Raw genomic sequence first — 16315 nt, 5'->3', positions numbered from 1 at the left:
ACGCATTATGAACACAGTACAATTACAAAAAATTCTGATTGCTAACCGTGGCGAAATTGCCTGTCGTATTATGCGCACCGCAAAGCAAATGGGCTTAACCACGGTTGCGGTGTATTCAGATGCAGATAAAAACGCGCAACATGTAAAAATGGCCGACGAAGCCTACCATATTGGTGCTGCGCCAAGTAAAGATTCATACCTAGTCGCAGATAAAATTTTGCAGGTTGCTAAAACCAGTGGCGCTGATTGCATTCATCCAGGCTACGGCTTTTTATCAGAAAACAGTGAATTTGCTAAAGCCTGTGAAACCCATAACATTGCTTTTATTGGCCCACCAGCAACGAGTATTGAAGCAATGGGCTCAAAAACCCGTGCTAAAGAAATAATGGCCGCGGCTAACGTTCCTTTGGTACCTGGTTACTATGGTGATAAACAAGACCCTACTTTTTTGCAATCTGAGGCCGAAAAAATTGGTTACCCTGTTCTTATCAAAGCGGCCTTTGGCGGCGGCGGTAAAGGGATGCGAGTGGTAGAAAAGCCGAAAGACTTTATAACTGCACTTGAAGGCGCCCAACGTGAGGCCATTGCCGGTTTTGGTAACGATTTAGTGCTATTAGAGCGCTACGTTAATCAACCTCGCCATGTTGAAGTACAAGTATTTGCAGATAATCACGGTAACTGTGTTTATTTGGGTGATCGTGACTGTTCGTTGCAACGCCGACACCAAAAGGTGATTGAAGAAGCCCCTGCTCCAGGTTTATCTGACGCGCTTCGTAAAGAAATGGGCGAAGCGGCTGTACGCTGTGCATTAGCCATTAATTACCGTGGTGCGGGTACCGTTGAGTTTTTACTTTGCGGTAATGAATTTTTCTTTATGGAAATGAACACTCGCCTGCAAGTTGAGCACCCAGTGACCGAAATGGTAACCGGCGTTGATTTAGTGAACTGGCAAATTAATATAGCGGGCGGGCAAACACTGCCGTTAAAGCAATCTGATATTCAACTGCAAGGCCATAGCTTTGAAGCGCGTATTTACGCCGAAGACCCTGCAAATGACTTTATTCCGTGCTCAGGCACCATTGAAGCGCTACATGTCCCCGTTAATAGTGAATTTGTACGTATAGATACCGGGATTGCCCAAGGTGATGAAATAAGCCCCTATTACGACCCAATGATCGCAAAGTTAATTGTTCATGATGATAATCGCGAACAAGCGCTTTCTCGTTTGCAACAGGCGCTTGAGCAATTTCATTTAGCAGGCTTTAGTACTAATATTGGCTTTTTACATAACTTAGCTTGCCACGCAAGCTTTAAACAAGGCGCGCCAAGTACACACTTTATTGCTGAGCAAGGTGATTCACTCGCTACGGTTGATGAGTCATTATTGCTATCAAGCCAGCTTATTGCTGCTTTTGCCTATTTAGAGTCGTTAAACACGCACCAAGCACAAAACAATAGTGCCAGCCCTTGGCAACAACTGATTGGGTTTACTTTAAATGCACCGCAGGCAATTAAAATCCCATTTGTAGATTTACCGCTAAGCGCCGTCAAAACAGCGCAGGGTTACAATGTGACACACAGTGCGGGCGTATACAGTGTACAAGGGACGCTAAATAATGGTGAGTGCTGCGTATTTATTAACGGTGAAAAGCACAGTGCGCATGTCAGCATAACTGACAATGAAATTACTGTAATGAATAAAGCACTGCAAACTAAGTTTGAATGTGTAGATAAACATTATATTAGTTCACACGAAAATGACGCGCTGCCGCTCGCTGCGCCACTCAATGGCACGGTAGTAAAACATTTAATTGAAGTAGGTAGCACTATCACCAAAGGTGATGCCGTTGTTATTATTGAAGCCATGAAAATGGAATATACACTTAATGCACCACATGACGGCATATTACAGAGTTACTGCTTTGGTGAAGGTGAACTAGTTTCACACGGCGCACTGTTAGCCATTGTTGAAGATACGACTGTGCAGGAAGGTGCTTAATGAGTGCCTTTGCAAACAAAGTTCGTATTGTTGAAGTGGGTGCACGTGATGGTTTACAAAATGAAAAAACCGTCAGCACTGAAGATAAAGTAACACTTATTAATGCCCTCGCCGCCGCGGGATTAAAAGACATAGAAGCTGGTGCATTTGTATCCCCAAAATGGGTGCCACAAATGGCAGACTCAAGCGAAGTGATCAGTGCCCTTGATCTTCCAGAGATTAATTTAAGTGCCTTAACGCCAAATTTAAAAGGCGCACAAGCTGCGCATGCTGTTGGTATTAAAGAATTTGCTATATTTACGGCGGCCAGCGAAGCGTTTTGTCAAAAAAATATAAATTGTTCAATAGCGCAAAGTATTGATCGTTTTAGCGAGGTAATGACTTTTGCTAAAGCGAATAATATACGCGTTCGAGGCTATGTAAGCTGTGTTTTAGGCTGCCCTTATGAGGGAGACGTTGATCCTCAGGTTGTTTTAAACGTGGCACAAAAGTTATTAGCACTTGGCTGCTATGAAGTGAGCCTTGGCGATACTATTGGTGTCGGCACCGCAGGTAAAGTAACTGAGCTGCTTACATTGCTGCTCAAGCATATCGATAAAAGTAAGCTTGCAGTACACTTTCATGATACATATGGACAGGCGCTCACAAATATTTACGCTGCCTTAAGCCTAGGTATTTCAACGGTTGACGCTGCCGTTGCTGGCCTTGGTGGCTGCCCTTACGCTAAGGGTGCGTCAGGAAATGTTGCCACCGAAGATGTTGTTTACTTACTGCAAGGGCTTGGCATTGAACATGGAATTGATTTAAAAAGGCTTGCACAAGCAGGTTGGCAAATTACTAATGCGCTTAATAAACAGCCTGTTAGTAAAGTTTCAGTGGCATTACACACACAATAATTGCAATAGCATAGAATGAGGAGTCACTCATGGCCGGTTTTGATAAAGTAGTTTCGAGTTACGAAGCTGCAATGGAAGGTTTAAAAGACGGCGATACTATCATCGCTGGTGGTTTTGGTTTATGCGGTATTCCCGAGGGATTAATAGCACAAATTAAAAAAATGCAAACCAAAGAGTTAACGGTCGTATCGAACAATTGCGGCGTTGATGACTTTGGTTTAGGACTTTTATTACAAGACAAACAAATTAAAAAAGTGGTTGCCTCTTATGTGGGCGAAAATGCTCTTTTTGAACAACAACTACTGAATGGCGAAATTGATGTAGAGCTAACACCGCAAGGGACTCTAGCAGAAAAAATGCGTGCTGGTGGTGCCGGTATTCCTGCTTTTTATACCGCCACGGGTTACGGTACGCCAGTAGCTGAGGGTAAAGAAGTAAAAGAATTTAATGGTCGCCCTTATATTTTAGAAGAGTCAATCACGGGCGAATTTGCCATTGTAAAAGCATGGAAAGCAGACCGTTACGGTAATTTAGTATTTCGCCATACCGCAATGAACTTTAACCCAATGGCCGCAACCGCAGGTAAAATTACCGTTGCCGAAGTGGAAGAGATTGTTGAACCCGGTGAGCTAGAGCCAAGTCAAATTCATACCCCTGGCATTTTTGTAAATCGCGTGATCAAGGGTAACTTTGAAAAACGCATTGAACGTGTTACCACACGAGATTAAGCAGGAGCACTTAAAATGGCATTATCACGTGAACAAGTCGCAATGCGCGTCGCTCAAGAGCTACAAGATGGGTACTATGTTAATTTAGGCATAGGTATTCCGACACTCGTCGCAAACTATGTACCCGATGGCATAGAAGTTATGCTACAGTCCGAAAATGGCCTATTAGGTATGGGTGAATACCCAACCAAAGACACTGTAGATGCAGATATGATCAACGCGGGTAAAGAAACCGTGACGGCAGCTACCGGTGCAGCTATATTTAATAGTGCAGATAGTTTTGCCATGATACGGGGTGGTCATGTAGACTTAACGGTTCTGGGCGCATTTGAGGTAGACCAAAACGGGTCTATAGCCTCATGGATGATCCCTAAAAAATTAATAAAAGGCATGGGCGGAGCAATGGATTTAGTTGCTGGTGCAAAAAACATTATTGTTACTATGACCCATGCGAGTAAACACGGCGATTCTAAATTATTAGAAAGCTGTACGTTACCGCTGACGGGCGTTAACTGTGTTAAAAAAATAGTAACCGATTTAGCCGTATTAGAAGTTAAAGACGGCGCATTTCATTTGCTAGAACGCGCACCAGGCGTATCAGTTGATGAAATTATTAGTAAAACGGCAGGTAAATTGCTTGTTGACGGTGATATTCCTGAGATGGTGTTTTAAACTACTCACAATTTCACCCTGTACCGACCTCATTCCCAGTGCCAATGGCGCTGAGTTACCCAAAATCCCTCGCAAGAGGGATTTTTTTTGCCTTTATTTTAGTTTTTGCACTATAGTGAGAATTTAACGCACCACTTAGGTGAATTCGCCCTAATAAAAAAATTAAATAACTGATATAGTTAACTTTTATTTTTGGTTTAATAATTGCCTGTAATAAGGTGATTGAAATAACTTTATATTGGATACCATGCAAACACCTATTCGCGGCCTTCGCTCTTTTTGTTTTGCCGCAAAAAGCTTAAGTTTTAAACATGCCGCCAAAGAGCTGTATTTAACGCCATCGGCGGTCAGCCATCAAATAAAGCAGCTAGAAGAGCAGCTGGGCATTGATTTATTTCAAAGGCAAACCCGTTCCATAAGCTTAACGCCAGCTGGAAAAAACTTTTTTGAAGCGATTTACCCCATTATAAATATGCTGGAAAGCACCATTACCGAATTTAGTCAGTTACAACAAAATGTAAATTTAACCATTACCCTGCCCGAGTTTTTTGCCAGTGAATTGCTAATGCCAAAACTGAGTGAGTGGACGAGTGAGCATCCTAATATTAATTTACATATGGACACCCTTAAAACACGCAAAGAGTTGACACGCCAAAGTGATTTATCAATCATTTTATCTTCAAGTAAACCGCTTGATGGGCTGGCTACTGAGTTATTTAATTTAGAATATATTCCAGCGTGTAATAAAAAGCTGCTCGATCAGTGGCAAAACGATCATTGCCAGGCACTCAATCAAGTGCCGCTTATTGTTCATAAAGCCCGGCCTTGGGCATGGCACCAATGGGCTGAAAAAGTCGGTATTGATGACTTTTCCCCTGCACAAATTATTCAAATAGACAGTATGTTTGGCGTAGCACGGGCTGCACAGCAAGGTATGGGCATTGCGCTTATTCCTTTACCAATAAGTCAAAGCTGGCTGGATGAGCAATGGCTCTACAAACTGTTTGAGCAACCACTAACAACAAAAGACAAATACTATTTAGTTCAGCATGGCTCAAGTACCGCTAATCACCCTCTCGATTTGTTTGCAAAATGGGTGATTAACACCTTTAGGCAAACTAAATAGCACATTCAATTAAGCGCTCCTTGTTGAGCGCTTTTTAGCTAATTTTAAAGTGTGCAACTTTTATTTTTAAAATCCCCCTACCGGAAAAACAACAAAAGCGTCTATTTATCAGTGTTTTATATATTGGAAAAATCTAAAACCCCATAAGTTAGTTTTTTTCACTTATTAGTTTTGTTTTTATCGCTTGTCGAAATTGAGTAAAAGCTCTAAAGTTAACTCAACCAAACGGCAACACGCTAAAAAATATAAAACGTGTTACCAAAATCAGATTTAATTAGTTTGTAACAACGAGCTAGTAAAAAAGAATCTTTATTGTGTGTGAAGATGTTGTCAGTGTAAAAAACAGCTCAAGTTCGGTGGTGACTTAGCTTGAGTTGTTTTTATTTTTACCCTTACACCCGCCAATAAACTTAAGAATCTTTATTGTGTGTGAAGATGTTGTCAGTGTAAAAAACAACTCAAGTCCGGTGGTGACTGAGCTTGGGTTGTTTTTATTTTCATTCTCATCAACAACAATAAGCCAGAGTTAGTTTTGTACTAATACAACCCCCCGAATCTTTATTGTGTGTGAAGATGTTTTTAATTGAAATGCAGCGACCGTTAAGTATCTACTTAATCATCGCTGCTTTTTTTTGCTTAAAATTTACTGTTTTCTGGCTACAAATTCTAAAACAGTCGCATTAATACAATATCTATCTTGCCCTCTAGGCCCCTCACCCGGAAATAAATGCCCTAAGTGAATACCGGTACTTTTAGACTTAAGCTCAATGCGCTGCATTCCCCAGCTATTATCTTCATGTTGGGTTACACTGTCTTTTATTGGGTGGGTAAATGAAAGCCAACCGGTGCCTGAGTTAAATCTATCGCGGGTATCAAACAAGGGTTCACCGCTTAGTTTATCAATAAAGATGCCATCGGGCGTGTTTTTAAAAATAGCATATTCTTTGCAGTAAGGGCTGTCGGTTTTAGCATTAAAAGCCACCTTATAAGCTTCACTGTTGCCAAGCTTAAACGCACCTAATGCTTTATAAAATTGCTCTGGGTTCATGTAGCCTTGGCGAGAATAGACTTCAACCCCATTTTCTAAAAATAATATGGTAGGTGTAGCCCATGTTGCCGATTTAATCGTTAACCCATCAAGCTGATCAGCATGGCGGAAAGTCATTGGAATTGTGCCTTTATAATCATTGGCAACGGCCGCTTTAAACTTTTCGCAGTAAGGGCAATAACTTTGCGAGTCTAAAATAACAATCTGTTTGCCATTTAATAATGCAGTATTATCTACCTTCGGTTTATCATTTTGAGTAAATACAACGCCGGTTGAATGATCAGGGCAATAGCCGTTTGGATTTTTTTCAAGGTAATTTTGATGATACTCTTCAGCCGAATAAAAGCGCTCAAGTGGCTTTATTTGCGTCACTATTTTTCCATAATCGGCTTTACTTAATAATTGCTGATACTCACTCGTGACCGCTTTTGCGATGCTCGCTTGCTGATCGGTAGTGGTTAAAATAATAGAGCGATATTGCGTGCCTACATCATTACCTTGACGATTCTTTTGCGTTGGATCGTGGCTCTCATAGTAATTTTGCAACAACTCTCTTGCTGAAATAATATTACTATTAAAGGTAACCTGCACCACTTCGGCGTAATTATCTTCATCAAAGCGACGGGATAACTTAGTGATATTTCTATAGGTTGGCTTAAACCCCCGGCCATCGGCGTAACCCGATTCAGCGTCTAACACACCATTAAGTGCTTCGTAGCGTTTTTCTGCACCCCAAAAACAGCCCGAACCCAGCACTATTTTTTCAACATGCATGGTTGCATCTAAATCAGTTGGTTTGATTATTTCATCTGACGATATGGCACTCATTGCACTTAGTATGCCCACAATGGCAAACGCCGATAGTATTACCCGCTTAAACATACGATGACCTCTTAGTTTTAGTTACCTTTGAGCAGACCTGTAAACTCAACAATAAATTTCACACGCAATAAAACTTTACGAAGACGGGAATTTAATCGATCCGAGTTTGTCTATTAATATCGTAATAGCACAACGACTGTGATAGCTTAAATACAAACAATATTAATAAGTTATCTGTATGAGCACTTTGCCAAGTATAAAAATATTAACAAATTCTAGTCTGCTTTTTGATGTTTCTCACTACAGCGAACAACACATACTTGCGACGCAAAAAAAACTCTGGGCGCTGTCACAGTATTGTAAAAACACCAATGAGTTTATAGATTTAGTCCCCGGAATGAACTCATTAACCTTGTATTTAAAATCAGCCAGTAATTTACATCAATGGCAAAACACCTTAACCAAACTATGGGATGAGGTTGATGATTACGCCTTTGAAAGTCAGCATCATAAAATAGACACCTATTACCAAGGTGAGGATTTAAACTATGTGGCTAATTATCACAAGCTAACAATAGATGAGGTAATTAATTTACACAGTAAAGAAATTTACCATGTGTTGTTTTTAGGTTTTGTGCCCGGTTTTCCTTATTTACATGGGCTCAATTCTCAACTGTTTACCCCAAGGCGTGATAACCCACGAGTCAGTGTTCCTAAAGGCGCGATTGCGATTGGGGCAGACCAAACAGGCATTTACCCTGAAGACTCACCTGGTGGCTGGCATATTATTGCTCATACTGATGCCTGTTTATTTGATGCAACCGTCTCAAACCCTTGTTTATTTAAACCCGGTGACACCCTTGAATTTGTGCCTGTTAAAAGGAGTAAACAATGATTAAAGTAATCAAACCCGGTATACAGCTTACAATCCAAGATTTAGGCCGTGTGGGTTTTCGTCATTTAGGGGTTAGCCGCTCGGGTAGCTTAGACGCCTATGCGCACATTATTGCCAATCGCTTAGTAAATAATCACGATAACGATGCCGTACTTGAACTCACCGTTGGGTTATGTGAATTGCAATTTGAGTGCGATACCGTCATTGCTCTGCATGGAGCCGACTTAAACGCTAAACTTGACGCTCAAGCCGTTTACCCCGGGTGGAGTTATCCGGTAAAAGCAAAACAAACACTTAAATTTGATACAGGACGCGGTGGCTCCAGAGCTTACATTGCCGTAAAAGGTGGAATTGAATGCCCTGAAGTTATGGGTTCTAAATCAACCGACTTAGGAGCAGCCATTGGTGGTTTTAATGGCCGAGCATTACAAAGCGACGATATTATAAAAATAACCCCATATACTCAGCCTTGGCTATGCAATAGAGGTGCATTAACACCGCCTAAACGAAAAGTTATTCGGCTACATCAAGGCCCACATCATGAACTACTGACACCTGAGTGTATAAACGCTTTCTGTACCACCTCATTTACTATTAACCCGAATAGTAATCGAATGGGAGTACGCTTAGATCATAATAATAGCCAAATAATGCAACACTCGCTCTCACTGCACTCACTCGCGGTAGCACCGGGAAGCGTGCAACTCCCACCTGATGGCAACCCAATTGTGCTGTTAAATGATGCACAAACAACGGGGGGCTACCCATTGATAGGCCATGTAATAGAGGCGGATTTACATCAGTTTGCTCAGTTTAGAACCGCCGATTCTATTACTTTTGAGTTTGTAACGCTTGAACAAGCAACCGCGGCAAAAAGTAAACTCGATGCGCATATATCTCAGCTTAAACTAAGTTTAAATCGCTATTGGGCTAATTAACATAAAGCTATTTCTTAACGATTATATTTGCACCCACTTGGTGCAAATATAAATTTACATCAGCATGAAACGCTAACCCCAGCCGGTTTTAAATTAAAAATTGTACAATTCGTTGCTATCATACTATCAATCTCACCATCTTGGTGCGCCAGCAACTTATTTGGTGCATAAATTATTCTTATTAATTTAAAAAAGCCGTGTGACTTAGTTATTTATTTCTGATAAAACAAGGTTAGTCTTTAGCAAACTCGCTATCGTAGGCACTTAATAGGAATGAGGAAAAATTATGTGTTCAATTTTTGGTGTACTCGATATTAAATCGGATCCCAGCCAGTTACGCACTCAGGCAATCGAAATGTCTAAACTGTTACGTCATCGTGGGCCAGATTGGTCTGGTGTGTATTCATCTGATAAAGCAATTTTAGTGCATGAGCGCTTAGCCATTGTTGGCGTATCAAGCGGTGCTCAACCCCTTTACAACCCAGAAAAAACCCATATTTTAGCGGTTAATGGCGAAATTTATAACCACAAAGAGCTGGCCGCTAACTTAGAGGTCGACTTTGATTTTCAAACCCAGTCAGACTGTGAAGTGATTTTAGCCCTGTATAAACAAAAAGGGCCGGCATTTTTAGATGACTTAAATGGTATTTTTGCTTTTTGTTTATATGACGAAGAGCAAGACGCGTACTTAATTGGTCGCGATCACATTGGTATTATTCCACTGTACACAGGTCACGATGAGCACGGTAACTTTTATGTAGCGTCAGAGCTCAAAGCGCTCTCACCTATTTGTAAGCACATTGAAGAGTTTCCGCCGGGGCATTACCTTTACAGCAAAGACGGCAAATTAACCCCTTACTATCAACGTGATTGGCAACGCTTCGACGCTGTTAAAAACAACAATGCCAAAGCAGAAGATGTAAAAGATGCATTGGAAGCGGCGGTTAAGCGCCAGCTTATGTGTGACGTACCCTATGGCGTATTGCTATCGGGTGGCTTAGATTCATCGGTTATTTCCGCTATTACCCAGCGCTTTGCTGCAAAACGTATTGAAGATAACGATGAAAGCGATGCTTGGTGGCCTAAACTGCATTCCTTTTCGGTGGGTTTAGAAGGCTCCCCCGATTTAGCCGCAGCGCAAAAAGTAGCTGATATGATAGGGACTATTCACCACCCTATTATCTTTACTATTCAACAAGGTATTGATGCACTTAAAGAAGTAATTTACCACATTGAAACTTACGATGTAACCACCATTCGTGCATCAACCCCAATGTACTTAATGGCCCGTCAAATTAAAGCCATGGGTATAAAAATGGTGCTCTCAGGTGAAGGTGCAGATGAATTATTTGGCGGTTATTTATATTTTCATAAAGCGCCTAATGCACAAGAATTTCATGAAGAGCTGAACCGTAAAGTTTCAAAGCTCCATATGTTTGACTGTTTACGTGCCAATAAATCAATGGCAGCTTGGGGTGTTGAAGCACGCGTACCATTTTTAGATAAAGAGTTTGTTGATGTGGCAATGCGCATTAACCCTGAAGCTAAAATGTGTAAAGACGGCAAAATTGAAAAACACATTTTACGTGCAGGCTTTGACGGTTACCTCCCAGATGAAGTGTTATGGCGTCAAAAAGAGCAATTCTCTGATGGCGTTGGCTACAGCTGGATAGATACCTTAAAAGAGTTTGTTAATGAGCAAGTAACGGATCAAGAATTGGCGAATGCCAAATTTAAATACCCAATTAACACCCCAGACTCTAAAGAAGCGTATTTTTACCGCAGTATTTTTGAGTCGCACTTCCCAGGCGATGCCTCGGCTAAGTGTGTACCACATGGTAAATCAGTTGCGTGTTCAACCCCAGAAGCACTCGCATGGGATGCATCATTTCAAAATAATGCCGATCCATCAGGGCGCGCCGCGGGCGTTCATAACGAAGCGTACAAATAAAAATTTAACCATCCTAAGCTGCAGTGTTAAAGCTGCAGCGTTTTTGCTGTCTTTGCGTATGATTTTTTATAGGTTTTATTGTACTGAGAGAAGTGAATGAGAAGAAAATGAAAAAGTAAAAGCCATTCTATCTAATCATTTTTGTTTAATTATTTTGGTTTTGTTACTTCTCTAAAAGCGCAGCGTCTCTTTATCCTCTTTGTGAGTTAAGCACTTAAAAATCTATTTGCACAAATAGATGAAATAATGACTCAATGAAAAAGTAAAAGCCATTCTATCTAATCATTTTTGTTTAATTATTTTGGTTTTGTTACTTCTCTAAAAGCGCAGCGTCTCTTTACCCTCTTTGTGAGTTAAGCTGTTAAGACTCAAAATAAACGAGGAAGCCAAATTAGTTTAAACCGCAAAATAAATAAGCCACTTTTTTATAAAAACTACTTTAACATCGCTATTCTCATTGCTGACTCTATTAACCTCCCCTTAGCTAAAAACCCAAAGCTATAAAAATGTAATTAAAAAGTCATAAAAAAGCCCATTTAACAAACTACTCTTAGTTTTAAAAATCAGAGTACGCTTTTAGCGTATCCAATCAAGTGATTTATCTGTTTATACTCCCTATTAATTTGAATATTCATTAACTTAGCTTTTGCATTCATTGCTATTTACGACTATAAAATAAAGTGCTAACGCGTTAGTTTTCATTTTCTAAGCGACCAGATATGTACAATAAAAAGACAAAGTCAGCTCAAAATTTTAGCAAAGTGTTAATTCTTTCGTATTTAATATTTAACTCCCCTAGCAGTAAAGGTATGATGGGCAATTAAATTAGTTAGTCTTCTAATTATTCGTGTTGTTAGCTTTGGCAAAGAATCTAATAAGACGAATACAGTGAACTATAAAAAACTGGCATTAAGCCAGCCTGTTTCATTAACCAATGAGGTATTGCATGAGCGAGAATCATGACAAGTACAGTATTGACAATACGGACTACACCGTAGGTCAAGACAACGTGCAAAAATGGGGGTTTGATATACATAACCCTGTATTCGGAATAAGTGCAGGGTTAATAGCGCTGTTTTTAATTGCCGTATTAGTATCTGATGCCGAAGTTGCTAAAACGACGCTAGATGGTATTAAAACCGATATTATTAATAATTTTGACGGCCTGTTTATGTGGGCTGCTAACTTCTTTGTTATTTTTTGTTTAGTTTTAATTTTTTCGCCTTACGGCAATATCCGTTTAGGCGGCGACGATGCTAAACCATCTCACTCTCGTATTTCTTGGCTGGCAATGTTATTTGCAGCAGGTATGGGTATTGGCTTAATGTTTTGGGGAGTTGCTGAACCGGTGGCTTATTACACCGGCTGGTATGAAACACCGCTTAATGTGGCTGCCAACACCCCAGAAGCAGCAAAGCTTGCAATGGGCGCAACTATGTTCCACTGGGGTCTTCATCCTTGGGCCATTTATGCGGTTGTCGCGCTTTCTTTAGCGTTTTTCACATACAATAAAGGCTTACCGCTTTCTATACGCTCAATTTTTTACCCTATTTTAGGTGATAAAGCATGGGGCTGGCCGGGGCATATAATCGATATTCTAGCTGTGCTTGCGACCTTATTTGGTTTGGCAACATCTTTAGGATTAGGTGCTCAACAAGCTTCAGCGGGTATTAACCACGTATTTGGTCTTGAAGGTGGCGTAGGTTCACAAATTCTGGTTATTACAGGGGTGACGTTATTAGCCATTGTCTCAGTTATTCGAGGCATTGATGGTGGCGTTAAGCTACTAAGTAACGTCAATATGCTTATTGCTTTAGTGCTACTGGTATTTGTATGTTTAGTTGGTTTTGCTGTATCTATGGGTAATATACCAAACACAGTAATGGGCTATGTAGAAAACATTATTCCGTTAAGTAACCCACATGGTCGTGAAGATGAAACATGGATGCATGGATGGACAGTATTTTATTGGGCTTGGTGGATTTCGTGGTCACCGTTTGTAGGTATGTTTATTGCCCGTGTTTCACGTGGTCGTACAATTCGTGAGTTTTTAACCGCTGTACTACTTATTCCTACAGCAGTCACTATCTTATGGATGTCTATTTATGGCGGCATCGCAATTGACCAAGTAGTTAATGGAATTGGTGCCCTAGGAACTGACGGTTTAACAAGTGTGCCTATGGCGATGTTCCAAATGCTTGATGAAATGCCAATGGCGAACGTTTTATCTTTCATTGCTATTGTTTTAGTACTGGTATTCTTTATTACTTCTTCTGATTCAGGGTCACTTGTAATCGATTCAATCACAGCAGGTGGTAAGATTGATGCGCCGGTACCACAGCGTATTTTTTGGGCGTCTGTTGAGGGTGCTATCGCTGCTGCATTACTTTGGATTGGTGGCACTCAAGCGATTGAAGCACTGCAAGCGGGGGCTATATCAACCGGTCTGCCATTTACCATTGTATTGTTATTGATGTGTGTAAGCTTAATTTTAGGTTTACGAACTGAGCCTCGCCCAGTTAAATAACACAACACATTCCATAATAAAAAAGCCGCAAATTGCGGCTTTTTTTGTGCTCTATTTTTAACAGTAATGCTTCAATAGCTAAAGCCAAATTTCACTCACTGGCGTGTCTGATCTATAGTGGTAACTCAGCTGCGCTTGCAGCAGCTCGGCAGTGGCTAGTGCATCAGTAAGCGCATTATGGTTTTGATACAGTGGCAATGAATAACGCTCCCGTGTATCACTTAACCTAAGTGATCCTAGCTTTGAATTAAACAGCCTGCCTAATAACCCCTGCCGCGCTTTAAGCGCCCGCCTTTCTATTTCCATCGTATCAACTAGTGCAAACTCAATGCCCTCTTTTATACGCATAAGTAGCGCGTTATAAAAAAAATGACGTTCTATTGCAGCATAATGTACCACCACCACTTTGCCTTTAAGGGCATCAAGCAGTGGCGCTAAAATTCGATTAAGATCAGGGGCTTCATCCACTTCTGAATGAGTAATTCCATGAATAACTATTGACTCTTCACTTAAATCTCGTCGTGGTTGCACCACCCAGTGGCGGCTCTCTTTACAATAAATACGATTTACATTAAAAGGCACCAGCCCCACACTAACAATATCATCGCTATTCGCATCAAGGCCGGTTGTTTCAAAGTCGAGCGCCACAAAAGGGACATCTTTAAGTGGAGCAGCCTGATTGGTAAACGCTTGTTGATAAAAGTCTTTAAGTAACGGGTTTTGCGCAGTTTGCAATAACTGCTCGTAGCGCTGTGACCAATCTAACGGTGATTTAGCCATAACTTATTTCACACCCGGGTGCGCAGAATAGCTAAATTTTAAAAAGCTTTGCGCTTTTTCTAAAATAGCAAAGGCTTCTTTTAAATTACTTTGCTCAAAGGGTGAAAGTAAATGGGGGTCTAGATCGTTATCTGGGGCTTCACCCTGCTCTATTTGCCACGCCTGATGACGAATACGTACTGTGGCAATATACTCAAACGCATCACGTAAATCTTGTGCTTTACCTTTAGGCAGTAAATTTGCCTCTATAATATCTTCTAAGCGCTCAAAGGAGTTTTGTTTACGTGAGCCAACCGCTAAGGCGTGCACGCGCACCACATCAGATAGTGGCGCCGTACCACGGCGTTTTAAGTTCATTGACCGCTTATGCTGGCCATTATGCTCAAGCACAAAACCGTTAAAGAATCCTAGTGGCGGCGTTCTATTGCGGGCATTGGCAGCAAGGTTCGCTAAAAAGCGTTTGTTTACTTTGCTTTCTTTGGCCACCAGCGTTTTAAGCTCATCGGCCCATTTTAGCTTGCCCCATACACCATCTAAGTCAAAAAATATCGAACTATTAAGCAGTGCTTGCGGTTTCGGCTCGGCCATCCAACTAGCAAATTTTTCTTTCCATTGTGTACGGGTCATACGCCATTTTTTAAACGACGCCATAATTTCACCTTCACAATAGGTATAGCCACATTTAGCTAAACCATCACACACGAAATCTGATAGGTTTTGAAAATACTCATCGTGCAGTGCCTCATCAAAACTATTATCCAAAATGAGAGCATTATCTTGATCAGTCACAATTAGCTGCTCGTCGCGGGCCATTGAGCCTAAGGCTATAAAACAATAAGGAATAGGCGGCTCGCCAAATTTTTCTTCGGCCAGTGCTAACAAACGCTGTTTAAAGGTACGGCCTATGACCGCCATAGCGGTTCCTATCATATGCGAATTTGCATCTTCATTAACCATACGTACAAATACATTAGGTAATTGCCGCGCGTAATGAACTAAGTCATCAACTGATTGCTGCGCTAAAATACCGCGTACTAACAGTAAGCTACTTTGTGATTCATAACGTAAAATGTCAGACAGCGATATTACCCCAATAGGCCGTTTTTTATGTACCACAGGTAAATGATGTAAGTTATCTCTTAGCATGGCTAATACGGCTTCAAAAACATAGGCGTTGCTATCAAGTAGTACTAAGCTTGATGTCATTACTTCTTTGGCGGGTGTATCATATGTTAACCCTTGGGCAACCACCTTAGTGCGAATATCTCTGTCGGTTATGATCCCAACAACTTGACCGTCGTCTTCTTCTGGATCGTCGCTTATTTGTTTTTCTATGTCGGTAACTAACACTGAAGAGACCGATTCTTGCGTCATTAAAAATGCGACGTCTTGAATAGCAGTTTGCATTGTTACTGTGACCACATCACGGTGTAATAATGACTTCACTTTCGCGGTGGTTAAATCATTGCTGTCGGCTTGCTCTACAATGGCTTGGTGCAAACGTACGTTACCATCCACTTCAAAAAAATCGGCAAAGGTTTCGTATTTATCACAATATTCGTTGAAGGTATTAACGTTAATACAATAGGTTAAGGTGTCTTCTAGGGCTCGAGCCGGAAAGCGCACTTTGCGGTTCATCAATAGGCCCATTTGGCCAAAAATGCCGCCTGTGGCTAAACGATTATAGAGCTCGCCATTACGACGTGAAATTTCAACCGAGCCACTACGAATAATATATAAGTCACTAATATCTTGGCCTAAATGTAAAATATCAGTTTGCGCACGAAAATAAGCAACTTCAATTTGCATTGCTAGTTCGTTTAGTGCCTCGCTCTCAAGCGTATCAAAGGGGGGGTGTTCAACTAAAAATTGGGCTATTTCAACTTGCTCGGCCTGCATGGGTGATCCTTGTGGCTTTAATCTAGTTGAATTG

12 protein-coding genes are annotated in these 16315 nt (G+C 41.0%); 9 read left to right on the top strand and 3 right to left on the bottom strand.

All coding sequences use genetic code 11. The features are described 5' to 3' along the window. Positions 1 to 7 precede the first annotated feature (7 nt). The 5 genes from AAGD16_RS07470 to AAGD16_RS07450 all read left to right on the top strand — a co-directional run bounded on the left by AAGD16_RS07470 (position 8) and on the right by AAGD16_RS07450 (position 5421). A complete protein-coding gene (locus tag AAGD16_RS07470; protein WP_377114666.1) occupies positions 8 to 1999 on the top strand; it encodes an acetyl/propionyl/methylcrotonyl-CoA carboxylase subunit alpha in 1992 nt (663 codons plus the stop codon). After that, positions 1999 to 2895 (top strand): hydroxymethylglutaryl-CoA lyase, encoded by an 897-nt coding sequence (locus AAGD16_RS07465; RefSeq protein WP_013464897.1) that lies wholly within the window; start codon positions 1999 to 2001, stop codon positions 2893 to 2895. Before AAGD16_RS07470 ends, AAGD16_RS07465 begins: the two co-directional genes overlap by 1 nt. Before the next feature lie 29 nt (positions 2896 to 2924). Then, a complete protein-coding gene (locus tag AAGD16_RS07460) occupies positions 2925 to 3623 on the top strand; it encodes a CoA transferase subunit A (RefSeq protein ID WP_013464896.1) in 699 nt (232 codons plus the stop codon). A gap of 15 nt (positions 3624 to 3638) precedes the next feature. Then, on the top strand, positions 3639 to 4295 hold the full coding sequence (locus AAGD16_RS07455) for a 3-oxoacid CoA-transferase subunit B (RefSeq protein ID WP_013464895.1): 657 nt from the start codon (positions 3639 to 3641) through the stop codon (positions 4293 to 4295). Positions 4296 to 4542: 247 nt separating this feature from the next. After that, positions 4543 to 5421, top strand: a complete 879-nt coding sequence (locus AAGD16_RS07450; protein ID WP_013464894.1) for a LysR family transcriptional regulator — start codon at positions 4543 to 4545, stop codon at positions 5419 to 5421. Positions 5422 to 6064: 643 nt separating this feature from the next. Here the strand turns inward: AAGD16_RS07450 and msrA are convergent. Beyond that, positions 6065 to 7351: a peptide-methionine (S)-S-oxide reductase MsrA gene (gene msrA, locus AAGD16_RS07445; protein ID WP_377114661.1), complete on the bottom strand. Its 1287-nt coding sequence runs from the start codon at positions 7349 to 7351 to the stop codon at positions 6065 to 6067. Positions 7352 to 7529: 178 nt separating this feature from the next. On the opposite strand from msrA, the gene pxpB reads away from it, so the two are divergent. The 4 genes from pxpB (at position 7530) to AAGD16_RS07425 (ending at position 13602) form a co-directional block, all read left to right on the top strand. After that, positions 7530 to 8186: a 5-oxoprolinase subunit PxpB gene (pxpB, locus tag AAGD16_RS07440; protein ID WP_377114658.1), complete on the top strand. Its 657-nt coding sequence runs from the start codon at positions 7530 to 7532 to the stop codon at positions 8184 to 8186. Next, positions 8183 to 9124, top strand: coding sequence for a biotin-dependent carboxyltransferase family protein (locus AAGD16_RS07435; RefSeq protein WP_377114655.1), 942 nt, complete (start codon positions 8183 to 8185; stop codon positions 9122 to 9124). Before pxpB ends, AAGD16_RS07435 begins: the two co-directional genes overlap by 4 nt. A gap of 286 nt (positions 9125 to 9410) precedes the next feature. Next, positions 9411 to 11075, top strand: coding sequence for an asparagine synthase B (gene asnB / locus AAGD16_RS07430; RefSeq protein ID WP_377114652.1), 1665 nt, complete (start codon positions 9411 to 9413; stop codon positions 11073 to 11075). Positions 11076 to 12021: 946 nt separating this feature from the next. After that, positions 12022 to 13602 (top strand): BCCT family transporter, encoded by a 1581-nt coding sequence (locus AAGD16_RS07425; protein ID WP_013464887.1) that lies wholly within the window; start codon positions 12022 to 12024, stop codon positions 13600 to 13602. Between the two features lie 78 nt (positions 13603 to 13680). On the opposite strand, the gene AAGD16_RS07420 is transcribed toward AAGD16_RS07425, so the two are convergent. Then, complete coding sequence (locus tag AAGD16_RS07420) at positions 13681 to 14382, bottom strand: 3'-5' exonuclease (protein WP_013464886.1); 702 nt, start codon at positions 14380 to 14382, stop codon at positions 13681 to 13683. A gap of 3 nt (positions 14383 to 14385) precedes the next feature. Next, positions 14386 to 16281 (bottom strand): putative nucleotidyltransferase substrate binding domain-containing protein, encoded by a 1896-nt coding sequence (locus tag AAGD16_RS07415; protein WP_377114648.1) that lies wholly within the window; start codon positions 16279 to 16281, stop codon positions 14386 to 14388. Positions 16282 to 16315: the final 34 nt, after the last annotated feature.

The organism is Pseudoalteromonas sp. M58 (assembly GCF_042604605.1).
Taxonomy (GTDB): domain Bacteria; phylum Pseudomonadota; class Gammaproteobacteria; order Enterobacterales; family Alteromonadaceae; genus Pseudoalteromonas; species Pseudoalteromonas tetraodonis.
Note: the sequence above shows the minus strand (reverse complement) of the source record. Positions and strands in the feature narration are given on the sequence as shown.